Here is a 23,875-nt window from a genome sequence, read left to right on the forward strand (position 1 = left end):
TACCGAACTCAACCGAGCATCCCAAGGGAGTCGGCAATTTTAAATCTACCGTTTATTCGAGGTCTTATCCATGATAAATAACAACCAGAGATTGTTAAATGGTAAATCAATAAGCTCTGAGTTTCCAAGACACCTTAATGAAATAATTTCTTGCAAAAATTTATTTCATTAAGGCACTAAAAGTTGCAAACCTTGGTTGGCTGGTTATCCAAATGAATTCAGTACTGCAGATACCTTTTCCTTGTCTCCCTCTATTTTTATGGCCCCTTCGGAAATCGCCCTGTCAAAATCAGTGATGCCCATCTGAATTTCTGCCCATGTTTTTCGGGTCATGCTGAGGGTACCGTCAACCGCCTTTGGGATGTTGGATGAAACCTCTGCAACACCGCGCCGGACATGTACTGCCCATTTGACGTCCATATCATGAAACGCTATCAAGACAATCCCCTGAACATCTGCACTTTTCACGGGATCAATTTTTGTTTCGAGCAGTTTAACGTAGGAGCCTGCAGCTTTTTTCATCACCCCATCCAGGCTTGGTTTGGCAAAAAGCGAGTGTTTCGGCGGTTTGGTAATATCGAGCTTACCTTCCAGGTGCAAGGCGTTGGTCAGCAGATAATTCCTTGTCTGTATCCCGGATACGGTGGCCTGGGCCATGGATCGAAGTGCCTGGGCTTTCAGTTTTTTCGCCGTCAGATATTCCGGATCCACCGCTAAAACATAGGACAGCAGTTTTGCCGTCAAGTTATATTTCTTTTGATCAAAAGCCTCTTGTGCCTTTGTGACGACCTTGTCCATGCCTCCGGCAAGTTCGATGAACACCTGACCTAATTCCTGGGTGGTAGGTGGATGAAGGTCTGCAGGATCTTCGGCGTACCACCCCACAAGTCCCCGATATTGGGCTCTGAAGGCGTATTCGTAATCAATATAAGCCGGTATCAATGATTTATGATTGACCAGGTGCTCGGGAAGGCGGATGGTATTGACTATCTCTTCAGGGGTCATTCCTTTATTCAGTGCCCGGATGGACTGGTTGTAGACAAATGAAATGTAGTCACGATGAGCCAGCGTTAGATCCCGGGTTTCATTTTTATTCAAGGTGGGAAGCCCGTGACAGCCGATCAAGTATTGCGGATCCAATTCCCGAATTTTGTCAACACTGCTTATCATTTCCACCGGATCTCGGTAGAAGGTTCCACGCAAGGTGTAAAGCGGGAATGCCACCGGAGTAACGGCGGCGTTGTGCAAAACCATATCCAACTTTGGAACATGAATGACAAGGCTGTCCCGTGTATCTGAAGCTGCATGGTAAAAGGTGAAATCCATGCCGTCGATATTAATGGACTGGCCATCCTTTACAGGGGTATTCACCGGTACATGGCCGCTTAAATTCAGTTTCGGGTCATCAAACAGCGGTTCCTGGGGGACCAGGGCGGCGTCCTCACCCTCCTTGGGAAGGTAGAAGCCAAACTGGATGCCGATTCTTCTGAATTGCATGGGGCCTAAAGCACCGACGGTGGATTGCAGGTTATCATCCAGGGCGGGATGCCCGATAACTTTAATTTCTCCAGCGGCCTCTTTAAGATACTCAGTGGTACCGCCCGTGTAATGATGATGTGAATAAATCACGGCAATAATGGGCTTACTGGAATACTTGCGTATCATCTTCAAGGCTTCTCGGCCCGATCCGATGTTATTTCCCGTATCCAGGGCCACCAATCCTGTTTCCGTTTCAATAAAGGTAAAATTGGATATGGAGTACCCGGTAATCGTCCAAACGCCCTTGGTTACCTCTATAACTTTTGCGCCATGGTAATCGCCGCTAAAAAGGAAGTCAGCATAATCTTTATGTACAATGGCCCCGTTTGGAGCCGTTGTCTTGTAATTGTCAAAGTCTCCCCGGTAAAAAAGGGGGACATCTTTTGCATGACATTGCTGAAATCCACCCCACAGAAATGCAAAAACAGTGAGTATGATAAGATAGATCACTCTATTCGGCAATAGTTTCGTCTTTGGGCTCATGCTAACTATCCTTTTCAAATTTTGTGCAACGTCAAATCTTAATTTTAGGATAACTGCTCCTGAACAGGGCAGAGCCACACTGGTCTGGAAGGTGTATCATCCTAAATCTTAGCTTTGACTATGCAGTAGTTTGTTTTAAACCTTTCATTTTCATCTAAGGGAGTCAGATCTTAATTGATTTACCATATACAAAATTTAGACCACCATATTTTGTGAGTGACACATTGGATAAACGGTAAATTGAAAACTGCTGACTCCCTAAAAACCAGCATCAAAATCATGGGGTTCTATTTCATTAACAGCCCACCATCAATCAATACCGACTGTCCAGTCATGTAGTCTGAATCACTTGAAGCAAAGTATGAAACAAGGTTAGCCACATCTTCCGGGATTTGGACCCGACCCAGCGGAATCATCTCCAAAATACTTTTCATGGACGCCCCTTTTTCGGCCCCTGTTGCCGCATCCATTTTTTCATCGATCTCTTCCCACATGGGGGTTTCCACTATCCCGGGGCAATAAGCATTTACTGTTATGCCATAACCGGCAAGCTCCTTTGCCAACACCTGTGTCAGGGCGCGTACACTGAATTTACTTGCGCTATAGGTTCCCATTAAAGGCACCCCGGCATGTCCTGCGGCACTGGCCGCGTTAATGATCTTGCCGCCTCCCCCCTGGGCGATCATCTGGCGGGCAGCAGATTGTGAACACCACAAGACCCCCTTGACATTAATGGCAAATAGTTTGTCAAAGTTACTTTCACTCACATCAAGCATGGACTCGACCTGCACAATTCCGGCATTGGCCACCATAACGTCAAGTCTGCCAAAGTGCTCAACTGTTTTATCAACCATGGCCTGAACGTGCTCGGCAACCGCAATGTCCGCTTGCACGGCAATGGCATCCGTCCCCTGTTCTCTTACATCCTTGGCAACGTTCTCGGCCAGTACGCCGTTGATATCATTGATTGCCACATTGAAACCATCCCTGGACAACCGCAGGGCGATGGCCTTGCCGATTCCCTGGCCAGCACCGGTTACTAAAGCAATTTTTTTTGTCATTGAAACTCCTTTTTATTCAAAATATCAATCCACTCTAAAACGCCCTGAATCAAGCCATTGTCTAAAAATTAACCACTGCTTTCAGGGATTCAGATACTTTTATCTGGGTCTCAAAGGCATCTTTAATATCGGCCAAGGGAAAGCGATGGGTGATCAGCGGTTTTCGATCGACTTTTTCCGAAGCCATGAGATCAATGGCGTCTTTGATATCATCCGGGGTATAGGCAAAAAGGCCGTGGATGTCTATGTTCTTGGTAACCAGTTGATTGACATCGACCTTGCAAGCCTTCTCGTAAAGCGCCACACACACCAATCGACCGGTCTGGGGTTTGGTGATTTCCAGGGCCTGGTTAAGGGTGATTTCCAGACCGGCACATTCAAAAACCATATCCACCTGGGCGCTGCTCTTAGCGTTATACAAAACACTTTCTTCCCCCTCGCCTTTCATCACTGCGACCACATCTTCATTGGCCACATTAATGGTGCGGTCGGCACCGAAGGTTTTGGCCATTTTCAGCCGTTTTTCGGACAGATCGCTGACAATTATCTCGCACTGGGGACAAAGAGCCTTTAACACCTGAATACAACCAAGTCCGATCATACCTGCCCCGATAATCAATGCCTTTTCGCCGGGTTTCGGATCTGCCCGCCGAACAGCAGATAGTGAAACAGCCAAAGGTTCAGTGGTGGCGGCTTCTTCATAGCTGACATGATCCGGAAGCTTGAAAACCAGAGGGGCGCCTAAAAGTTCAGGTCCGCATCTACAGTACTCTGCGTATGCGCCAAAGGTTATGCCGGTTACACGATCACCGATTTGGATCCCTTCCAGATGGGCATCTGCTCCTATCTCTTCAACATTGCCGGCGAATTCGTGACCAAAGAGAACTCCATTATCAGCAGGGATGCTCATTTCTTTGAACATGCCGGTTTTATAGGTATGTAAATCGGTGCCGCAAATGCCTACTGTCTTGACCTGGATCAACACACCGTCTTGTCCGGCCGCGGCTTTGGGCATATCAATCACCCTCATATCCCGGTTTCCGTAAAATACAGCCCCTTTCATGAATGTCATATCGTCCTCCTGTGATCGTTTGTCAATATTCTTGATGGATTCGTTCATTTCTCATACCCCTGAAAACTTTTTTTCCACAATTGAAAGTCAAATACGCAAATATCAGACCATGCCGTCTTGCACACCATAGAAGAGATGCCTGACAACAAAACGCGTTTTGTCGTCATATTCAACAGCCAACCTTTTAAATATGGCGGATAATTGATATTTAACAGCAACTCATTTAGAATACCCCATTTGAGCACGAATTCGTTCAACATCTTCCGCCTCAGGGGGGAATGGGTAGTTTCGGATATCAGGGCCGGGCCGGGAGTTCCCAAATGGCCTGTTGCAGGCGACTTCACCGTCCCGTCCCTGGCACCCACTGGTACGGAACGCGTCACCGGCATGAATTATTTTTTCCAAGGTTGATTTATCAAGGCCGAAATCAATCACCTGGTTCCGGCCGTTGAATGTAAACTGACTGGCTGTGACTTTCTTGCCATCAATAAGATAACGGGCAAGCTGGATTCTTCTGTACTGATCCATGGGCGGCGGGTTGTGATCGGCCAAGGGGGAATCCGGCTCTGGATAAAAGGAAAACAAATGGGTACTGCACCCCATGTCACGGGACACCTGAATCACCTCACACATTTCCTGTTCGGTTTCTCCCATTCCCACCATAAAGTGGGGCCCAGCATTATTCTCACCAAATACCTGAACAGCATCCGTCATACATTTCCAGTACACATCCCACCGGTGTGGCCCGCCAACGCCTCTGCCCCGATACCGATCAAAAAGCTCCTGGGTGGCCAAGTCAATGGCAATGCCCACTTTATCCACACCGGCCGCCTTGAGATCCTCAAGATCATTTTTTTTGATCAGGGTGGGGGCCAGAAGCACTGAAACAGGAACATTAAGTTTTGTCAGAAGCCGTTTGGAAATCTCAAGGGTGTGCTCCACAGCCCTGGCGTGGGTCACCATGGAGATGCAGAACCTTTTGACCCGATCCTTCCGTTCTTCTACTCTGTCAATGATATCTTCCAGGGGAAAAACGGGCCATTTCACGCGGATAAAGCTTTTGTCATCATAGTTTCCCGGCCGCTCTCCGGACAACCCGCAATATGCACAGCGTGCAGCACACCCATCAGAATAGGTGAGAAGCAGATTTATGCAATATAGTCTGGCGTTCCGGTAAAACAGGCCGGGTTCATAACCCAGGGTCATGGCGGCGGCAAGACTGGTTTTAAGATATGCCGGGCTTTCTTTTATTTCAGTGCTCAATTTACTTTCCCCCTATGGATTCGATTCTTAAAAAAGATCAAACAAATTCAACAGGGTCGTTGCCTCACTGATCCCCCCCTTGATTTTTATCTCATTTTCCGCTACCAACTCCTGTAATTTCATTTCGTTCAGATAAAGCTTCGCCCAAGACTGCCTTCCCAGACTCAGAGTGATATCAGCAGGGCGATAATATTCATTCACATCAGGAATATATTCACAAACCCCTTTACGGATATGCAGGGCAAAAACTTTTTCATTATTTTCTGTAAAATCAAAGGCGAGTACCTTGTCTGTATTCTGGGCTTTGATGGGATCCAGCCTTACCCGATAATAATCAACGAATTTATCAGGACTGGATGCTATCTGCTCTTTTGTCGGTGGTATGATAACAGGAGCGGGCCCCTCTTTCCGGATGGACCGGGCCTGGGTTAACAGATAGGACCGGGCAATGGAGGATGTGGAAGAATACGCCATCGTACTCATAATATTTGCTTTTAATGCAAGCGCATCGGCATCATCAGCAGATATCCGCAACAAATAATTAAGCAGTTCAAGGGACCAGGCATACTCCTTTTTTTGTTGAGCATCCTTTGCAAGACGGACAACCTTGTCACGTCCGCCCAGTGCCGGAACCAGACGTTCGGCAATATTTTTGGGTGGCAATTTAAAAAGTGTGGCAGCATCACCATCCCACCAGCCAAGAGCATAGTTCATAATATACGGTGAAATCCAAGACTGGATACCATAACTTTCAAACAGCCATGGATGGACTTGAAGATGAGGGGGAACAACAACAAAATCACGTAATTCTTCCGGCCCAAGTCCCTTCAAAATACCACGTAAAGTCTGGTCCAGGATCAGGTTTAAAAAGTCCATGTAATCCGTCACTAATTGACGTATTTTTTCTTTTCCTTTCAAAGCGACGGCGTGCTGGTTGACTAAAAATTCCGGCTCAAGATCACGCATGACAGAAAGGCCTTTTACCCAAATTCTCGGATCTCTGAACTTTGACCCGCGAGGCGTGGCGATATTAGGCATAAATGGCCATACCAAATTATTAAGTACCAATTTTTTAGAGGGTATCCATACGGTTGTACAATCATCGGTATCTGACCCCCCTTCGGTAAAAAACTGCAGGTCAATACCTGCAACATTGAGAATCTGCCCATTTTTCACCGGTGTATTGACAGGCACAAACCCCCTTTCATTAAGTTCAAGGTATAGTCCGTATTTGGCGTCTGGCCCTTCTTTTGGCAAAAACATATTTACCTGTTGCATGGCCCTGGCCAATTGTAACGGCTCCAATTCCGGAAAATAACTACCCAAGCCACTGGTCTTCATATTTTCATTGAGATTGGGGTGACCTATGATCATAACATCCGATTCACCTTGTATCAGGGCTGAGGTACCCTGTGTATAGTGGGAATGACTGTATATAACCGCCTTAATGGGCTTGTCGGTGATTTTCCGAATTTCCTCTCTATAGTGCTTCCCGTCACCGAGGTTTTCACCGGTTTCCCAAACAATCACGCCTTCAGGAGCAATGATAAAGGCGGAATTAACGACTTGGTCTGGCATAATATATACACCATCATACAGTTCAAAGATTTCGGTTGTCTGGTACTTGACGGCCTTGGCATTATCAATGGCTGTCTGGTTAACCAACGCGCCATTGGATGCCTCACCTAAGGTGACGTCTGCTCCCATGGCGTTATTTAAAGCAGGATCATTAAACCGATGCTTCAAGCCGTCTGATTTTTGGGACGCAAAACTATAAGGGGTTGAAATACAGCACAAGGCGAGAACCATTGCCGCAAACAATTTATACATTCTTTTTTTTCCAATCATTTATATTGCCTTTTTCCTTAACGCCAGAGTAATAAGTTCCCATAACATCTTGAAATCATCATACCAAACCAAATGGATTTTCAAGACTTAAGCCCGATGATTTCAACGATTTATCCAAGATTAAAAGCAAACCATGGTGAGTACTTATGACTGACGAGTCCTTAATGAATTATGTGGATTCCATATCTTGTCTCGCAACTTCAGTGCCAGACGTCAGCGCCATTACTGAACAACATGTGGGGTGATAGGAGATGCTCAGGCCGTACTCCTTTGCCAGGCAAACAGCTTCCTCAGAAGGGATGGCCATGCGATTGACCCCTGCATCAATGGCCAGGGTTTCCATCAACCGATTGCCCCGTTCCCGGGCACATCCCAGCGATATTGGGGTTTTTGGCATGGCAAAGCGTGTATCTGCTATTATTTCTGCCACCTCCTCGGCTTTTGGCATTTTCCATGATTTTTTCCACTCTGCGCCCAGGGCCATGACCGAAACAATAACAACCAGGGGCGTATTGAACCGGGACACGATATTAATCGCTTCCCTCTCCCCCTTGATCCGGCCGTAATCCAGTCCACAAACGATATGGGGGATGATATCGATTCCTGCATTTGCCAGGGCTTCCAATGTGTTGACAATTTTGGATACCCCAAAGGGCAGGCCGTAAATCCGCTCATATGTTCCATCATCACCAATCACGTCAACCAAAGCCTGATCAACACCGGCAGCTTTTAAACCCAGGGCCGAATCAGTATCTATGATGCCGCTGTGAACTGAAACAAAAAGTCCGGTCTCTTTTTTAATTGTTTCAATAGCCGGTGCAAACCGATCCCAGGGAAGCCGACCTTTGGCATCACAGCCGCCGCTGATCAGAATCCCGTGATTTCCCTTTTCGGCAAGGACCATTGCCTTTTCCAACAATTTTGAAGGGCTCGTTGCCCCAATCATTGACTCAAGCAGTTTTCCTTTGCAATGATCGCATTGAAGCGAGCACGCTTTGCCGGTAATGGACATGGCCGGGTATTTCCCTGCCACCCCCTCATAATGAAACATCCCCGGAATATGGAACGAAATACTGGGCCCCAGGAATTTCCAGGACAGTTTCCTTGCAGATCTTAATTTTTCAGTCAGATGTGGCATGATAATCCTTAAAAGCGACCCAGCACCGTTCCATGATATCTTCCAGGCGGTTCCAGTTTTCTTCCATATAGACCCGACGTGAATTGGCAAGAACAAGGGTGCGCTCAAATTGCCCCCGCCACTCTTTTTCATACTCGTTAAGCAGCCCGTTATCATCAGCCTTTACTGCCCGGGCCGCCCATTTGCCGGCCATTTTGCCGCAAATCACAGCCTGGGGAATACCGGCACCGGTAATGGCATGGGTCTGTCCGGCTGCATCCCCAACAAGCATCATATTGTCACGGACCACCTTTCTCGGCGGTCCCGCCGGTATCCATCCTGCGCAGGGTCTTCGTAGCCCCTCTGCGATTTTTCCCTCTTTGTCAAGTTCATGAATCAGATAATTCAGCATTTTCCCCAATTTACTTCGATTGCCGCGTGTGGTTGCAAGTCCGACATTGGCATACTTACCTTTGGGGAAAAACCATCCATAGCCACCGTAAAATAACGGATCAAAATAAATTTCCGTGGCATTTATCGGAGCATTCAGTTTAACCTGCTTTTGAATTCCGGCCATGAGATGTGTGTTCTGGGCCCCCATCCACCGGGCTGTTATTGAAAGGGGGCCGTCAGCTCCGATAATAACCGACGGATTAATAATTTCTTCCGGCCCGTTTTTATGTTTTATGATGACAGCGCCTTTCTCCATCCGGATCACCCGGGCAGCGGTCAAAAGGTTTGCCCCGGCCTTTATAGCTGTTTTTGCCAACGACTGGTCAAAAAGGTCTCGGTGAATCATATATCCCAAAGCATCTGTCTTTTTCACAAGACGCCTGCGATAAAACGTTTTCATGGACCGGACGGTCTGAACAATAATATCCGGATCCAGATTGACTTCTCCGAGCAGCTGGGCAGGGATATACTCAGCACACTGAACAGGTTGCCCTATAATGGTGCGTTGATCAACCACCAGCACATCGGCACCGTTCACGGCAGCAGTCATGGCCGCAGAAGATCCGGCCGGTCCAGCACCGATGATCAGGATATCGCATACTTGTTTGCTAATCGAAGTCCCCATTTATCCTCTTCAATTTTGAATTATTGCCTTGGAAGGCAGACATTTTAAAACATAGTTTAAAAGTTCATCTAACACACATCTAATTGCAGTGCTCAAGGGGTATCCCGGATTTGGTGATGGAGATCTGCTCAAAGGCCAGCTCAAGGGGCTTGATAAAGTCCACGGCAGTCATACCGGGTATCCGGATTTTGCCTTGGTCGAAGAATTGGCAGATCTCTTGTTTGATATGTTCCCTGTCCAGGCGCATCCCCCTGAGCTGGGATTCAAGATCAAAAAGTGCACTGGATGGAAAAGAGAGAAAATCCCCTGTGATATAAATATCTTTCAACCGCTGTTTGAGCAGATTCACCACCAGCGTAAGTCGAATAAGGCCGGCGCTGCATTTATAAATTCCCTGAAAGGCTTCACGTTTGTGATACTGGGGTTTGACCTGGTCTATCCAGCTTCTGGACTGATAATAGGGCAATTTTTTCTGAAAAAGCAGCTTTTCGTCATCTGTCAGCCCGCCAGCTACCAACTTGATTTTCAGGTGCCTTTCAAAGCCACGACAGATAGCGGTCTTTATTTCCTCCGGTGTCGGCGTGTACCCCAGTTCCCACTTCAGGCAGGTGACCCGCTCTTTTACAGAATCAATTTCCTTGTCCCTTAATTTTTCCACCGGAATTTTAAGGCTTTTGAGCATGGTATCAACATCAAAATCTGTCAACAAAGAACCGTGGAACAAAAAAGCGCCCTCGGATTCCGTGCCTCCGGTACCGGATATTTTCCTGCCGTTGATCTCAATATCGTTTCTGGGCCTGAAGCAGGCCCTCACACCGAGCATGTCCAAGGCCGTGACAACCGGTTCGCAAAGTATGCTGAACAGTTTGTCCGTAACAAAGGACTGGTTAAAAAACTGTTTATCACAGATCACTTCCCATCCGATCTGACTTTCATCAAAAAAGATGGCTCCCCCACCGGTAATCCTGCGGTTGATCTCTATGCCTTTTTCACGGCAGTATCCAGTTCTGATCTCCTCTGAAACGGATTGATGAAAACCAACCAAAACGGAACGGGGTGCAAATTGAAGAAAATGCACTGTATTCGGCGATCGGCCTTTCCCCTTAAGCTCAAGCAGGGCGTCATCAAGAGCCATATTTTCGGCCGCCGTCATCGGGGGCGTATCGAGCAATCTCCATGTTTTCATGCTTCAGCCCTCTTATCCCTATTCTTTTACAAATTTTTCTATTTCTTCGAGCATCCATGACTCTATGGCATCAGGTCCGTGAATCAGATTTTCCAATTCCCCCATATCGTTTGGTTGGATTTTAAACATCCAGCCCTTACCGTAACAGTCTTCGTTGATCAAGCCGGGGTTGACTTCAAGCTCCTGGTTGGATACTGCAATTTTACCATTCACCGGGGCATACACCTTGCCAAGCCATTTTCCCGATTCAACCTGGGAAAATTTTTTGCCTGCTTTCAACTTTTTACCTTCAAAGGGAAGCTGGACAAAAACAACTTCTCCTGCCATCTTCTGGGCAAAATCATTCATCCCCATCACCAAAAGATCCCCTTCAACCTTTACCCAGTAATGATTGGGTTCATAATATAACTCTTCGGGCAGTGTGTAATCTTTAATTTCCATGTTCCTCTCCTTTGTATCGGTTTAATAAACATCCAGATCATCTTGCACTATTTACGATAAAATTCCTGATCAGGTATCCCCCTGATTTTGAATCTTGGGTTAATCGGCAAGATTCTGTGCTATGAGTTCGGTGATATCCATAACATCCAAAGATACTTTGTTTCTTTTCACATAGGTATTAATAGTCCTGACACACTGCTGGCAGGCAGACAGCAGAACCGATGCACCTGTTTGCTCAATCTCGTCAACTTTTTGTTTTGCAATACCGCTGGAAAGGGCGGCGTCGATCATCTCAAGATTTCCACCACCGCCGCAGCATTGACAGGCGCTTTTGTTACGGGGCAGCTCTTTTAATCGGATGCCGGGAATCGCTTTGATCACATTCCTTGGCGCGTCATAAACGCCAGCCCCCCTTCCAAGGTCACAGGGATCGTGGTAGGTGACGGTAATATCCAGGCTGTTAATGGAAATTTTCTCCTCTTTGATCAGTTGCTCCATGTATTCCGTTACATGGTATAACTTGAATTCATCCGGATAATATTCCAACCACATCTGATAACAGGACGGACAGGCAAAAATCACCGTGTCAGCCCCTTTTTTTCTGATTGATTCAATATTGTGACGGATATACTTTCCAATGTGCTCTTTAAGACCAGCGCCGATCAGGGGAAAGCCGCAGCACCACTCCTCTTCACCCAGCAGGGTAAAAGAGATACCCGCCTTGTCAAGAATCTTAACCGTGGCCATGGGTATTTTCTGGGCCATGGGAAAATAAGAGGAAACGCAGCCGGTAAAATAAACGACATCGGCACTCTCCCTGATATAACAGTCATCCGGGGCATCCTGCATATCCTCAACCCAGTCGGCCCGCTCCTCATTATCTTCATCAAAGACATTGTGACTCTCCCCAAGGTTGTCCCGAATCATGTTCACTTTTTCAGGGCAGGCATCCCTTTGAACAAGATGTTCCCTGAGGGATATCCACAACTCTTTTAATTCAATTCCGGCAGGACAAACCTCCTGGCATTTGCCGCACAGCGTACACCGGTAGACTGTATCTGCAAATTCCGTCAAGGCTTCGCTGGTCAATGCATTATTTTTATACAACCATTTAAGTGGACCATTTTCCGATCGAAAAATTTTTTTCAACTGATCAAGACGGTAAACGCCGGATAGGCAGATCTCATTGCTTGACAATACTGCCGGGCAGATCTCGGCGCATTGCAAACAACCGGTACAGGCTTCCATCTGTAATTTTTCTTTGATATTAAAGTGTGCCACAGCAATTATTCTCTTTTTTATGATACGTTATTCATATGAACCATGTTTAAAACCAACGGGTGACTTTCATGCCCTGCCGGGGAAAGAATCCGGGTAAAAGCAACCCGGCCTGCCCATGGCGGTTATTGGGGCGGCCGCCTGTTATGACCCTTTTTTGAATTTGCAGTGATGGCCAGGGCCAGCGGCACCAAAACAATGTGGCGCAGACGGCTGAAGGGAAGATATACCACCAAGCATCCTGTAAGAATTGCATGGGCATACCATATCCAGCCATAGATTACGGTAAAATCGACATCTGGGAGTATCCAGCCGATGAAATACCCGACCAATGCATATTCGGCACCTGGAGGACTCCCGGTCATGGCAATACGTAATCCCTCCAAAACAAAACCGACAACGATCAGACCACCAAGGAGAATAAACGCTGGCCAATCAAGCTTTGGAAAACCATCAAAGTTGATATGTTTCATTTTTGAATGCTTTAGAAAAACAAAAAGAATCAACCCGAGGAGCATCATGCACCCGGTCACATCAAATACCAATGCCGTTATACTGTCATTTTTGTTCAGCATAAAAGAGAGGCCACCCCATTGAGATTCCCATGAAGATGCTGCAAGGGCAAAAAGCCCCCAGAAAAACCGGAATAGAAAGGCATGGAAAATCAGGCTGTGAATCATCCATCTGGCTCTGGATCTCAAAAAGAGGCGGCGTTGAAAAAGCCCTTCAACAATCATCACTTTGATCATATCCTTGATTCCGGAACCTTTGGTGTGCCCATGGTCCTGTTGCCCTTGTTGCCCGGCAAGCCGGGAGCCGGTAAACAAATAAGTACCCAGAACCGCAATACCCAATGCAAAAAGAATGAGCGTTATCATTGAAACCGTATCCTCTACAGACAGCGTTGCTGAATGGCAAGGCATGCAAAAAACCCCTTTTGCAGGAAGAATATGTGCAGCGGCGCCCACTGAGTTTCCACGAAAATGGCATCGACTGCAGGATGTTTCATCGTCGGGCAAAGCCATATGATGCACCTGGGTTTCTGACGATTTAACTGTTTTTCCCAAGATTTGACCTGTTAAACCGTCCCTGACGGCCCATGCGCCTTCAAGGTGGCAGGCCTCGCAGGAAACCGTTACGTGGGGGTCACGGATTGTTTTTTTATTATGGGATAGATGGCATGTTTTACAATCTGCTGTGGGTTGCCCGGCATGGTTGAACCCGGCAGAAAAGGGATGACAAGTCAGGCAGGACATTTCAGAATGGGGCGTGGAGGAATAGGCCGGGACGTCAATAACCGGATGATGCCCTGTTTTACCGTCCGTTCCATGACAATAAAAACAGAGATCCTGAACCATGGCCGCCCTTTTATCGGTTCCCTTGATCGGAATCAAATGACATTCTGCACAGACCGCCTCTTGTGCAGCAACCGGGGGAAGATCCGTCTGGACTTCATGACAAACGGCACATTTTTCAGAGACAGGCGCTGAAAAATCTATATTTTCACTGCCGGATGACATTGTGGTATGGGGATCATGACACTGGATACAGCTGCTGTCCTCTTTGGACACTTTACCTGTCCCATTTCCGTGGTTCCCGCTTTCCAGTTCTTCCAGAGCACTGTCATGACAGTCAACACACTGTTCAACATTAAAAAAGGCATGGACTGTTTTATTAACACTTCCCGGGTCAGGATGGTCACCGGTGCCGGTTTTGTCTTGATGGCACTCCAGGCAGTCCATCTGCCCATGAACCGAAGTATGAAATCTTTCATGGTCAATTAACCAAGATGCCGAAACCTCCAAGGAGGGGATAATGAAAAACGCACCTAACAGTGCAATGGATGTGATGAACCGTCTCATAGTTAAAATTCTGCCTATTTCGCGTTTTTGATATAAGAACCTTTAAAACCGCACTGGCGTTTTTATCTCTGGTACAGGCATAACCCAGGATATATGCCAGGCCTGTGTGGCTATGCCGAAGGACCTATCAGAGGTTAAAAATCCAGTTTATGCTCTTTTTATCAACCGGGGTGCTGTCTCGAACACCCTTCCGGGTATGTGGCCGTCATGAACCCCGGTTTAATAAAAGAGAGGCTTTTTCAGTAATTGTCGACTATTCCAAAATAGCTTTAATCGCCTCAACAATCCTATTTTCGCTGGGTATATACTCTGCTTCAAGTCCGGCTGCAAAAGGAACAGGACAAAACGGTGCAGCAACGCGTTTAATGGGTGCGTCAAGGTAATCAAACGCCTTTTCTGCAACCATAGCCGCGATTTCAGCACCGGATCCAGCAAACGCAACCTCTTCGTGTACGATTACCAGTCGCTGGGTCTTTTTTACCGATGTGAGGATCGCCTCTTCATCAAGGGGAAGAAGGCTCCTTGGATCAAGAACTTCAACACTGACGCCGTCTGAAGCCATTTTTTCGGCCACCATCAGCGCTTTACCGACCATCTGACCTGTTGCCACAACAGTGACATCCGAACCTTCCCGCTTGATGTCAGCTTTTCCAATGGGTATGGTGTACGCTTCTGTCGGCACCTCCCCCTCTGATGCATAGAGAGCCTTGTTTTCCAGAAATACAACCGGATTGTCATCCTGGATGGCTGAGGCCAAAAGACCCTTTGCATCGTAAGGCGTGCTGGGGTACACCACCTTCAAACCGGGAATATGCATGAACCAGGCTTCCAGTGACTGGGAGTGCTGTGCAGCAGCACCGACCCCGCCACCGGTTGCAGCTCTCAATACCAGCGGAATTTTGACTTTACCACCGAACATATAACGCATTTTTGCTGCCTGGTTGAACAATTGATCCATGCAGACCCCGATAAAATCCACGAACATCAGTTCAACAACAGGTCTGCAGCCCACGGCAGCAGCACCTACGGCAGCACCAAGATACCCACCTTCCGAAATCGGGGTATCCAGAACCCGGTTCTCTCCAAACCGATCCTTTAAGCCTCCGGTTACACCTAAAACCCCACCGGCACAGTTGTCTATACCTAAAACAAGCACATCCGGATCCCGTTCCATTTCAAGCACGATGGTCTGATTAATAGCCTCGGCTAATTTCATAGTTGCCATTGATTTGTCCTTCCTTTCATTCATTCACGCACGCACACGGCGCTTGTGGAATTTGTAAGTTTGAGCAAAACTAAACGAACCGTCTGTTATGCATACACATCCTTCATAAGCTCGGAAATATCAGGGGCAGGACTCTCTTTTGCATACTCAACCGCTTTTTCAATTTCATCCTGAATCTCTTGTCTGATACTGTCCAGGGTATTCTGATCAGCGATGTCTTCATCCAACAGTCTCTTTTCGAATCTCAAAATAGGATCTTTATCCGCGCTCTGCCATGATGCCCTTTCCTCTTCGGACCTGTATGTTTCCGGGTCACCAACATAATGCCCCTTGATGCGATAGGTATTGCATTCGATCATGGTCGGCCCCTTTCCCTCCCTGGCACTTTTTACGGCCTCCTGGGTGGCCTCATAGACAGCCAGGACATCATTTCCGTCCACAACCACACTGGGGATGCGATACCCTTCAGCACGTTCGGAAACCAACCTGCAGCATTGATGATCGGCCTGATGTGTAAACTCTGCAAAACAATTGTTTTCTATGACAAAAATGACCGGCAGCTTCCAAATGGAAGCAAGGTTTAGCGCTTCATGCACGGTTCCCTGGTTGGAGGCACCGTCTCCGAAAAAACTGACACTGACATTATCGTTGCCCTTATATTTAGATGCCAAACCAGCCCCGACAGCGATTGGCGGTCCGGCGCCGACAATACCGTTGGCGCCAAGTATTCCCAGTTCCAGATCCGCAATGTGCATGGATCCACCCTTACCCTTGCAATAGCCGGTTTTTTTTGCAAACAGCTCGGCCATCATCAAATCGGTTTTTCCCCCTTTGGCAATCAGGTGGCCGTGACCGCGGTGAGTACTGGTAATGTAATCTGAAATCTTAAGCGCGGAACACACACCCGTTGCAACAGCCTCCTCACCAATGTACAGGTGAACAAAACCCGAGATGTTTCCGGTCAGAACAAGCTCCTCCAGTTTCTCCTCAAATTTTCTGATACGCAACATGGTTGCGAACATGCCAACCTTTTCTTCATTGGAAAGATTCATTAACGTAACCTCTCTTTCTGTTTTAAGTGATTCAGAAGTTCTCTCCTGAACCCGTATTAAATTTTATTTCAGGCCATGGTATGTGCCAGATATGAGCTTCTTACCAATGGTCCCGACATAACGCCTTTAAACCCCATCTCCAGGGCAATGGTTTCCCAGTCTTGAAATTCCTCGGGGGAAACATACCGGTCAATGGGAAAATGGTGATCCGACGGGGCCAGATACTGCCCCAGGGTCAGGTGGGTGCATCCGACCCGCTTAAGATCTTTCAACACCCTGTGCACCTCTTTTTTTGTTTCACCCAGCCCCAGCATCAACCCCGACTTTACCGGAACTCTGTACCAGGTAGCATAGGCAAGTACGGACAAAGAACGCCGGTAAATCGCTTGGGGTCTTACCGATTCATACAGACGGGGCACGGTTTCAATATTGTGATTGAACATATCCGGCCGGGCGTTCAGGACTGTTTTTAACGATGCCAGGGATCCTTTAAAATCCGGAACCAGCACTTCTATTTTCGTGCCCGGACAATGGATGCGTACCTGCTCCAGGGTGTGTGCAAACTGGGCTGCGCCACCATCGGGAAGATCGTCCCGCGTTACCGAAGTAACCACAACAAATTTGAGGCCAAGTGTTTTAACCGTTTCGGCTATCCGTTCCGGCTCAAGAGGATCTATTTGCGAGGGTGCCCCCGTATCCACAGTGCAGAACCGGCAGTTCCTGGTGCATTGTGTTCCAAGTATCATGAAGGTGGCTGTACCGCGGCTGAAACACTCGCCTAAATTGGGACAATGAGCACTTTGGCATACGGTTGCCAGACATGCACTGTTGAGCATGGATTCCATTTTCTCGATGGATGCCTCATCATAGGCCTTCCGGACCAACCAATGGGGATGACGGGTTCCGTTCATCGTGCCGCCTGCCTTTCTGAATTATGATCGCAAAAATACTCAAACCTACAGGAAAATTGCCTGATAAACTCCAGCTTTACCTGTTCAATATCCAGTGGGTGACCGAGGATATTGGCCATGGAGATCATTTTCTGATTCGGGTGACCACACGGGACAATGCAATTGAACGAGGATGGATCATTATTTACATTCAATGCAATGCCGTGATACGTCACCCATTGGGAGACAGCGATACCGACACTCATTATTTTGGCATCACCGACATACAGACCCGGTTTTCCAGTCTGTTTTTCCGAGTCAATGCCAAATACCCCAAGGGTTGCCTTAACCGAACCAAGCAATTTCTCAAGGTAGGCATGGAGATCTTGATTTTTCAACTTGACTATGGGGTAGGCAACCAATTGTCCCGGCCCATGGTAGGTTGCTTTACCGCCGCGATCCACATAAACAGTATCAATTCCTCTCATCTTGAGTTCTGATTCAGGCAGACACAAATCCGCAGTGCTTCCGCTTCGTCCCAAGGTCACCGTGGGGAAATGTTCCGTCAGTATCAGGCAATCCCCTGATTTTTCAGCGGCCCTGCCAGCGGCCAGTTCTTTCTGGTATTTGAACGCCTCTGCATAGGCAGTCATTCCCAGATCACGGATATCCAAGCTGCAACTACGGTTTCTGCTCATCTCCATACCCTCTTAGCTCATAATTAAATACGGATTCTGTAAATACCGGCCCACATGGGCAAGAAAAGCATGGGCAGGGGCACCGTCAACAACGCAGTGATCGTAGGTCAAACTGAGAACCATCATCCAGCGCAATGCAATTTCCCCTTTGTGCTCTGCAGGCTTTCTTTTTACCCGGCCAACCCCCAGGATGCCGGTTTCCGGCGGACGCAGGATCGGCGTAAAACCGTCGACCTCTATCATGCTTGTATTTGAAATCGTAAATGTTCCCCCTGAGATATCGTCCATATCAAGGGTGTTTTCCCTGGCTTTTTTTGCCAATCGCCTGGCTTCGGCTGCGATCTCGATCAGCCCCTTTTGGTTGGCTTTCTGAAGCACAGGTACGATTAGACCCTCTTTCACAGCCACGGCGATTCCCATGTTCGTGTCATGATGAAAAGTGATCTCTTCTTCATCACGGGTCGAGTTCATGATCGGGTGATGCTTCAAAGCCCGTGAAACAGCAAGAACGATGATGTCATTATACGAGATCTTGATTGTTGCATCTTTTTTATGTTCCTCTCGAACCTGCTCAAGGAACCGCACCATTTCTGTAACATCAACCTCAGTGAAACAGGTAAGCTGGGCTGCATTCTGAAGACTGGCAAGCATATTGTCGCCAATGGCTTTGCGCATACCTGAATACGCCATTGCCGTCTCGGCCGGAGAAACGGCTTCAGGTGCCTGGGCCACTGGCGCATCGGACGCACCGGCAAGGGCCTTTTCAATATCTTCCCTGGTGATCTTACCGCCATCACCTGTACCGCTCAATTCCGAAATATCAATCCCCCCTTTGTCTGCCATTGACTTTGCAAGGGGGGTGATTTTGGGCAGTCTGGACAATGTTTTTTGATACTCTTGAATATCCTTTTCGGTAATCCGTCCACCCGGGCCGCTTCCCTTGACCAAAGTCAGATCAACGCCAAGATCCTTTGCAACCCGTTTGGCTGCCGGGCTTGCTTTAATTGGTCCTGCCGGTTTCGCTGGTGCGGACTCCCCCCCACAAACGGCTGTAGATCCGGCTCCGCCAGCTTCCACACGCTCAAGCTGTTCGCCTTCATCGGCAATAAGGGCAACGACAGATTTTACAGGGACGCTCTCTCCCACCGGCACAAGGATCTGGAACAGCGTTCCGCTTGTAATGGATTCAACCGTATTGGTGATTTTTTCTGTTTCGACTTCAAAAAGTTCATCACCCTTTTCAACCTGATCCCCTTCATTTTTTATCCATTTAGTGATTTTGCCCTTTTTCATCGTCATACCCCATTTGGGCATTTTGACTTCTGTAGCCATCTGGTATTATCCTTCCGATTCAATAGTTTAGTTCTTTGATACTGGCAGTTAGATTTTCGTAATCCTTGCAGTTATATATCCATCCCGCGGCTTGCCAGAACTACAGCCTCCGAAAATGTTGGATGGACCCTCATGCTTTTGGCAAATTCCTGAACTGTTGCTTCAAGTTGCATGGCCAATACCGCTTCCCCGATCAATTCCGTTGCCTGGGAGCCGATAATGTGAACCCCGAGAATTTCCCCATGGGTTGCATCTGCAACTATTTTAACGGCACCTTCCTGTTCATTTCTGCACATGGCAAGCCCGTTCATTGAATAAGGAAAGCTTGCAACCTCAACCTCATACCCTTCCTTTTCCGCCTCTTCTTCTGAAAGCCCGACTGCACCCAGTTCCGGAATCGTCCAGATTCCTCTGGGAACAAGGTTAAACGGAAACTTGTGGTGTTCTCCCATGGCGTTTTTTGCGGCAACCAAGCCCATGGCTGAGGCAGCATGACTCAACATCCAACCGCCAGTGACATCGCCGATGGCATAAACATTTTTGACTGAAGTTTCGAGGTGATCATTCACTTTGATTCCTCCTTCGTCATTCAAATCAATTCCTGCGTCACAGAGCCCCATAGCCTCCACGCGTGGTTTTCTGGAACAGACGAGAATGCGGGTTGCCTCAATTATTATATCCTTGGCACCGGAAAAGGAAAAAATGAAATCGTCATCTTTTTTTTCAACCGAGGCCAGGGTGGCCCTGGCAACTATATTTACACCCTGTTCCTTTAATACCTGGCTAATTCTCTGGCTTGTTTCGTGATCTTCTTTCTCAAGTATCCTTGCTCCCTGAAATGCCAGGGTAACACGGGTACCCAGTGCACTCAGCAACCCTGCTTCTTCGACCTCAATATATCCTGCACCGTAAATTAGAACTGAATCGGGAAGTTTCTCCATTTCAAGGACATCATCTGTGGTGATGGCCGCCTCTTTTACTCCTGCAACATCTGGAAAAGAGAGAGTACTGCCTGTTGCGAAAATAATTTTCCCGGCGGTATAGACAATACCGTCAACGTCGACCTCCAAAGGTTTTTTAAAAATCGCCTTTCCTTTAATTATGTCAACGCCGCTGCCTTCCAACGTGGCTTCCATGCCCTTTCTGATGTCACTGGATATGCCCTTCTTTCGGTCAATAACCGTTTTCAGGTCGATCTTTTTTTCAGATACGCTGATTCCAAAGGCCTCACCTTCATTGATGTCAGTCCATATTTTTGTAGCTTTGTGCCATACTTTGGACGGGATACACCCCTTGTTAACGCAGGTTCCACCGAATTCTTCAGCTTCCACAATCGCTGTTTTGCCTTCAAGCTGAGAACACAGGAGAGCAGCTTCATATCCACCCGATCCGCACCCGACAATAATCACGTCGTAATCCATATTATTTGCTCCTTAAAATACGTTTAGTTACTCTTTATCTTGATGATCTTAATTCTATAGATTATACTAATTGAGTTTTTAACTAATTTGTTTTATAAGCAAATATTGTGCCGATATTGATTTCTCTTTATTTAAGGCGGGTTACACAGCTATATACCTTGCCACTGTTTTATATGAAAATTATAACTTTATTATTTGACGGTTCTTTCAAATACGATGGAATCGTATCTACCTAAATATTATATCCCCTATTTTCGGGGGTATCAGTACCTCTTAAAATCAACAAATTTGAATCATACAGGTGAATACAGAGATTTTCCCCTGTTGTTTGAAGCCATGGTAGTTGAGATGTGCAGAAACATGTTGACGTAGCCTGCCTGCACAAATGATCAATGATAACAAGAAAAAGACCTTCGGAGAAATAGGGACAATGGAATAATGTGAATGCGACTCAAGAACAAGTTGTGGCAAGGGCGCACCAGCCTCGCCAATTGTAAGTGTTATGTTGAAGCATAAAAAATTTCAATTTATAATCTAACGAGGAAAATCTTTTCATGTCAAAATTAGTCACCATAAAAATTGAAAATCATGTGGCGGATATCAGGCTCAATCGTGCGAAAAAATATAACGCATTAAATTATGAAATGATGATGGCAATGGCGGATGCCATTAAAATGCTTTCCCTGGAAAAAAAAATTCGAGCGGTTGTACTTTCGGGAGAAGGAAAGGGATTTTGTGCAGGACTTGACTTTGCAAGTTTCACAGAAATGACCACCGGTGAAGCCAGCCACCTGAAGGATCTTGAAAAAAGATATGAGAATACCAACACTAATTTACCGCAATTTATCACTTACGGTTGGAAAAAACTTCCCATGCCGGTCATTGCAGCCATCCACGGCGTTGCCGTCGGTGGCGGATGTCAGATTGCCCTGGGTGCCGATATCCGATTTTGTACACCTGATGCTAAACTATCTCTCATGGAGATGAAATGGGGACTTATTCCAGACATGGCTGCCTCCCAGAACCTCAGGGATCTTATTCCCATTGATGTCGCCAAAGAGCTTTACTTCACCGGCAAAACCATTAACGGCGAAGAAGCTGCCAGATTAAACATTGTAACACGAATCTGTGAAAACCCTCATGAGGAGGCCATGTCGCTGGCAAGGGAAATCAGTTCAAATTCGCCAACTGCAGTAAGGGCCGCCAAATCACTGCTCAACCAGGTGTGGCACGGTGCCAACGAAGGCCAAGGACTTTTAAAAGAATCGCAATTGGAAATGACATTGATGGGAAAAGAAAACCAAATAGAAGCCATTACTGCCAATTTTGAAAAACGAACACCGATTTTTAAAGATCCAGTGTAATTATTCTACAGAGAGAGAACAATCACCCGGTGATGATAAACCTACACCTGGGCCGCCTGTATTACCTGGAAGGGGAAACAGGGGGCTTGGTTCTAACTTCGCCCACTGGTTATATATCAAATAGCTAATTATCAAATATCATCATAAATTTCAATTATTTAGATATTGCTATATAGTCGGTTTTACCCAAAGTGGGCCAACTTAGAACCAAGCCTGAAACAGGTATGTGAGAGCCTGCTGTCAGCAGTAAAGAACAGCAGGCCAGCAAAAAAAAATCAATTGACGGCAAAGCGAAACGCGGCACCGAGGTCGGCACCTTTCAACGCAACAGATAGAGACCGTCGCCAGCTTCCTGCACCTCGATCATCACCCGAAAAATAGATTTTTAGAAGCCCTGTTGTATTTTATATCATCTCAATAGCACAGGCCATGGAAACACCTCCACCGCCGCACAGGGTGGCAAGTCCCAGAGAGTCTCCCCGGCGCTGCATGCCATAAATCAAAGTGGTCATGATTCTGGCTCCGGTGGACCCCACAGGGTGTCCAAGCCCGATGCCAGAACCATTGATATTTGTTATTTCCCGGTTCAGGCCCAACTCTTTTTCACACCCCAGATATTGCCCAGCAAAGGCCTCATTGACTTCAATCAGATCAAAATCAGAAATTTTCAAACCGCTGTTTTCCATGAGGTGCTCAACGGCAGGCACCGGGGACAATCCCATCACCGAAGGATGGCACGCTCCCCTGCCAATGGCCTTGATGCGGGCCATGGGAGTGATGCCCAGTTCATCGGCTTTCTCAGCAGACATGATCACCATGCCCGTTGACCCGTCATTGATGCCGCTGGAGTTGCCGGCAGTGACCTTGCCGATACCTGGTACAAATGCCGGGGGAAGCGCTTTAAGCATCTCCATGGTCATACCAGGCCTGAAATGTTCATCCTTGTCAAAAATGAGGGGATCTTTTCGTTTTCTCGGCACCTCCACAGATACGATTTCCGCGTTGAATGTCCCTTCCTGGGTGGCTTTTTCAGCCAGGTTATGGCTCCTTAAGGCCACTTCATCCATCTCTTCCCGGGAGATTCCCAGATGCTGGGCAATGAACTCTGTGGTGTGACCCATGATGTAGGGTTTTCCCACAAACATGCTCAAGGGCACCTTTGTCTCGTCCACCGGTCCCTCTTCTGGATGGGGCAAGATTCTTGATCCGCAATGGAGCAGGTGGATCATGTTGTCCACAAAGGTCTGATCCTGGAGTCGGCACCCCCACCTTGCCCCGGGCACACTGTAGGGAACACTGGACATATTTTCAGTACCACCAGCCAGAATAATATCGGCCATTTCCGCCTGAATCATGGCCATACCGGAAATCACCGCCTCCATTCCAGAAATACAGACCCGGTTAATGGTGGCAGCCGTAACCGTTTCCGGTATCCCGGCAAGTAGAGATGCAACCCGTGCCGTATTCAGGGTGTCTGCCGATTCCATGCAGCAGCCATAACGAACATCATCAATCATGGCAGCATCAATGCCTGCTCGTTTAATCGCCTCTTTCATGGTAATGGCGCCAAGGTGGGCACCTGACACATCACGAAGGGTACCCCCAAATGTTCCAATGGCCGTTCTGCATGCCGATACGATTACAACCTCTTTCACGCGACACTCT

19 protein-coding genes are annotated in these 23,875 nt (G+C 47.3%); 1 reads left to right on the forward strand and 18 read right to left on the reverse strand.

All coding sequences use genetic code 11. From position 1 onward, the window contains the following. Nucleotides 1-204: 204 nt before the first annotated feature. The 17 genes from B9A32_RS13910 to B9A32_RS13990 all read right to left on the reverse strand — a co-directional run bounded on the left by B9A32_RS13910 (nt 205) and on the right by B9A32_RS13990 (nt 20,846). Nucleotides 205-2,022: an alkyl sulfatase dimerization domain-containing protein gene (locus tag B9A32_RS13910; RefSeq protein ID WP_084070055.1), complete on the reverse strand. Its 1,818-nt coding sequence runs from the start codon at nt 2,020-2,022 to the stop codon at nt 205-207. A gap of 287 nt (nt 2,023-2,309) precedes the next feature. Further along, the gene (locus B9A32_RS13915) at nt 2,310-3,083 is read right to left on the reverse strand and encodes an acetoin reductase (RefSeq protein ID WP_084070056.1); all 774 of its coding nucleotides are present in this window, start codon (nt 3,081-3,083) and stop codon (nt 2,310-2,312) included. A gap of 61 nt (nt 3,084-3,144) precedes the next feature. Beyond that, nucleotides 3,145-4,203: a zinc-dependent alcohol dehydrogenase gene (locus B9A32_RS13920; RefSeq protein WP_084070057.1), complete on the reverse strand. Its 1,059-nt coding sequence runs from the start codon at nt 4,201-4,203 to the stop codon at nt 3,145-3,147. A gap of 171 nt (nt 4,204-4,374) precedes the next feature. After that, nucleotides 4,375-5,418 (reverse strand): radical SAM protein, encoded by a 1,044-nt coding sequence (locus B9A32_RS13925; RefSeq protein WP_232367167.1) that lies wholly within the window; start codon nt 5,416-5,418, stop codon nt 4,375-4,377. 27 nt (nt 5,419-5,445) lie between these two features. Further along, nucleotides 5,446-7,266 (reverse strand): alkyl sulfatase dimerization domain-containing protein, encoded by a 1,821-nt coding sequence (locus tag B9A32_RS13930; RefSeq protein WP_084070058.1) that lies wholly within the window; start codon nt 7,264-7,266, stop codon nt 5,446-5,448. A gap of 169 nt (nt 7,267-7,435) precedes the next feature. Next, nucleotides 7,436-8,404 (reverse strand): radical SAM protein, encoded by a 969-nt coding sequence (locus B9A32_RS13935; RefSeq protein ID WP_084070059.1) that lies wholly within the window; start codon nt 8,402-8,404, stop codon nt 7,436-7,438. Further along, complete coding sequence (locus B9A32_RS13940; protein WP_084070060.1) at nt 8,388-9,461, reverse strand: geranylgeranyl reductase family protein; 1,074 nt, start codon at nt 9,459-9,461, stop codon at nt 8,388-8,390. The genes B9A32_RS13935 and B9A32_RS13940 overlap by 17 nt, the downstream gene beginning before the upstream one ends. A 79-nt stretch (nt 9,462-9,540) precedes the next feature. Then, complete coding sequence (locus tag B9A32_RS13945; RefSeq protein WP_084070061.1) at nt 9,541-10,614, reverse strand: lipoyl protein ligase domain-containing protein; 1,074 nt, start codon at nt 10,612-10,614, stop codon at nt 9,541-9,543. A gap of 51 nt (nt 10,615-10,665) precedes the next feature. Next, nucleotides 10,666-11,088: a glycine cleavage system protein H gene (locus B9A32_RS13950; RefSeq protein ID WP_084070062.1), complete on the reverse strand. Its 423-nt coding sequence runs from the start codon at nt 11,086-11,088 to the stop codon at nt 10,666-10,668. A gap of 99 nt (nt 11,089-11,187) precedes the next feature. Continuing rightward, nucleotides 11,188-12,369, reverse strand: a complete 1,182-nt coding sequence (locus B9A32_RS13955; protein ID WP_232367168.1) for a (Fe-S)-binding protein — start codon at nt 12,367-12,369, stop codon at nt 11,188-11,190. A 122-nt stretch (nt 12,370-12,491) separates the two neighbouring features. Further along, entirely contained in the window at nt 12,492-14,228 is a 1,737-nt protein-coding gene (locus tag B9A32_RS13960) for a hypothetical protein (RefSeq protein ID WP_084070064.1), read from the reverse strand. 253 nt (nt 14,229-14,481) lie between these two features. Then, the gene (locus B9A32_RS13965; protein ID WP_084070065.1) at nt 14,482-15,453 is read right to left on the reverse strand and encodes an alpha-ketoacid dehydrogenase subunit beta; all 972 of its coding nucleotides are present in this window, start codon (nt 15,451-15,453) and stop codon (nt 14,482-14,484) included. 86 nt (nt 15,454-15,539) lie between these two features. Beyond that, a complete protein-coding gene (locus tag B9A32_RS13970) occupies nt 15,540-16,505 on the reverse strand; it encodes a thiamine pyrophosphate-dependent dehydrogenase E1 component subunit alpha (protein WP_084070066.1) in 966 nt (321 codons plus the stop codon). A gap of 68 nt (nt 16,506-16,573) precedes the next feature. After that, nucleotides 16,574-17,416: a lipoyl synthase gene (lipA, locus tag B9A32_RS13975; RefSeq protein WP_084070067.1), complete on the reverse strand. Its 843-nt coding sequence runs from the start codon at nt 17,414-17,416 to the stop codon at nt 16,574-16,576. Next, nucleotides 17,413-18,093: a lipoyl(octanoyl) transferase LipB gene (gene lipB, locus B9A32_RS13980; protein ID WP_170923836.1), complete on the reverse strand. Its 681-nt coding sequence runs from the start codon at nt 18,091-18,093 to the stop codon at nt 17,413-17,415. The genes lipA and lipB overlap by 4 nt, the downstream gene beginning before the upstream one ends. Before the next feature lie 12 nt (nt 18,094-18,105). Beyond that, nucleotides 18,106-19,425 carry a dihydrolipoamide acetyltransferase family protein gene (locus tag B9A32_RS13985; RefSeq protein WP_084070069.1) on the reverse strand — a complete coding sequence of 440 codons (1,320 nt, stop codon included), beginning with the start codon at nt 19,423-19,425 and terminating at the stop codon, nt 18,106-18,108. Nucleotides 19,426-19,496: 71 nt separating this feature from the next. Then, nucleotides 19,497-20,846 (reverse strand): dihydrolipoyl dehydrogenase family protein, encoded by a 1,350-nt coding sequence (locus tag B9A32_RS13990; protein WP_084070070.1) that lies wholly within the window; start codon nt 20,844-20,846, stop codon nt 19,497-19,499. A gap of 554 nt (nt 20,847-21,400) precedes the next feature. Between B9A32_RS13990 and B9A32_RS13995 the strand changes: the two genes are divergently transcribed. Continuing rightward, nucleotides 21,401-22,210 carry a crotonase/enoyl-CoA hydratase family protein gene (locus B9A32_RS13995; protein WP_084070071.1) on the forward strand — a complete coding sequence of 270 codons (810 nt, stop codon included), beginning with the start codon at nt 21,401-21,403 and terminating at the stop codon, nt 22,208-22,210. A gap of 404 nt (nt 22,211-22,614) precedes the next feature. On the opposite strand, the gene B9A32_RS14000 is transcribed toward B9A32_RS13995, so the two are convergent. After that, nucleotides 22,615-23,865, reverse strand: coding sequence for a thiolase family protein (locus B9A32_RS14000; protein WP_084070072.1), 1,251 nt, complete (start codon nt 23,863-23,865; stop codon nt 22,615-22,617). Nucleotides 23,866-23,875: the final 10 nt, after the last annotated feature.

Source organism: Desulfocicer vacuolatum DSM 3385, from assembly GCF_900176365.1.
Taxonomy (GTDB): domain Bacteria; phylum Desulfobacterota; class Desulfobacteria; order Desulfobacterales; family Desulfobacteraceae; genus Desulfocicer; species Desulfocicer vacuolatum.

Bases quoted from the DNA above. Each gene is read 5' to 3' on its own strand.
- B9A32_RS13915 (WP_084070056.1), bottom strand. From the start codon at position 3,083: ATGACAAAAAAAATTGCTTTAGTAACCGGTGCTGGCCAGGGAATCGGC.
- lipA (WP_084070067.1), bottom strand. From the start codon at position 17,416: ATGAACGGAACCCGTCATCCCCATTGGTTGGTCCGGAAGGCCTATGAT.
- B9A32_RS13920 (WP_084070057.1), bottom strand. From the start codon at position 4,203: ATGAACGAATCCATCAAGAATATTGACAAACGATCACAGGAGGACGAT.
- B9A32_RS13970 (WP_084070066.1), bottom strand. From the start codon at position 16,505: ATGAATCTTTCCAATGAAGAAAAGGTTGGCATGTTCGCAACCATGTTG.
- B9A32_RS13995 (WP_084070071.1), top strand. From the start codon at position 21,401: ATGTCAAAATTAGTCACCATAAAAATTGAAAATCATGTGGCGGATATC.
- B9A32_RS13960 (WP_084070064.1), bottom strand. From the start codon at position 14,228: ATGAGACGGTTCATCACATCCATTGCACTGTTAGGTGCGTTTTTCATT.
- B9A32_RS13950 (WP_084070062.1), bottom strand. From the start codon at position 11,088: ATGGAAATTAAAGATTACACACTGCCCGAAGAGTTATATTATGAACCC.
- B9A32_RS13990 (WP_084070070.1), bottom strand. From the start codon at position 20,846: ATGGATTACGACGTGATTATTGTCGGGTGCGGATCGGGTGGATATGAA.
- B9A32_RS13945 (WP_084070061.1), bottom strand. From the start codon at position 10,614: ATGACGGCGGCCGAAAATATGGCTCTTGATGACGCCCTGCTTGAGCTT.
- B9A32_RS13935 (WP_084070059.1), bottom strand. From the start codon at position 8,404: ATGCCACATCTGACTGAAAAATTAAGATCTGCAAGGAAACTGTCCTGG.
- B9A32_RS13985 (WP_084070069.1), bottom strand. From the start codon at position 19,425: ATGGCTACAGAAGTCAAAATGCCCAAATGGGGTATGACGATGAAAAAG.
- lipB (WP_170923836.1), bottom strand. From the start codon at position 18,093: ATGAGCAGAAACCGTAGTTGCAGCTTGGATATCCGTGATCTGGGAATG.
- B9A32_RS13910 (WP_084070055.1), bottom strand. From the start codon at position 2,022: ATGAGCCCAAAGACGAAACTATTGCCGAATAGAGTGATCTATCTTATC.
- B9A32_RS13940 (WP_084070060.1), bottom strand. From the start codon at position 9,461: ATGGGGACTTCGATTAGCAAACAAGTATGCGATATCCTGATCATCGGT.
- B9A32_RS13930 (WP_084070058.1), bottom strand. From the start codon at position 7,266: ATGATTGGAAAAAAAAGAATGTATAAATTGTTTGCGGCAATGGTTCTC.
- B9A32_RS13965 (WP_084070065.1), bottom strand. From the start codon at position 15,453: ATGGCAACTATGAAATTAGCCGAGGCTATTAATCAGACCATCGTGCTT.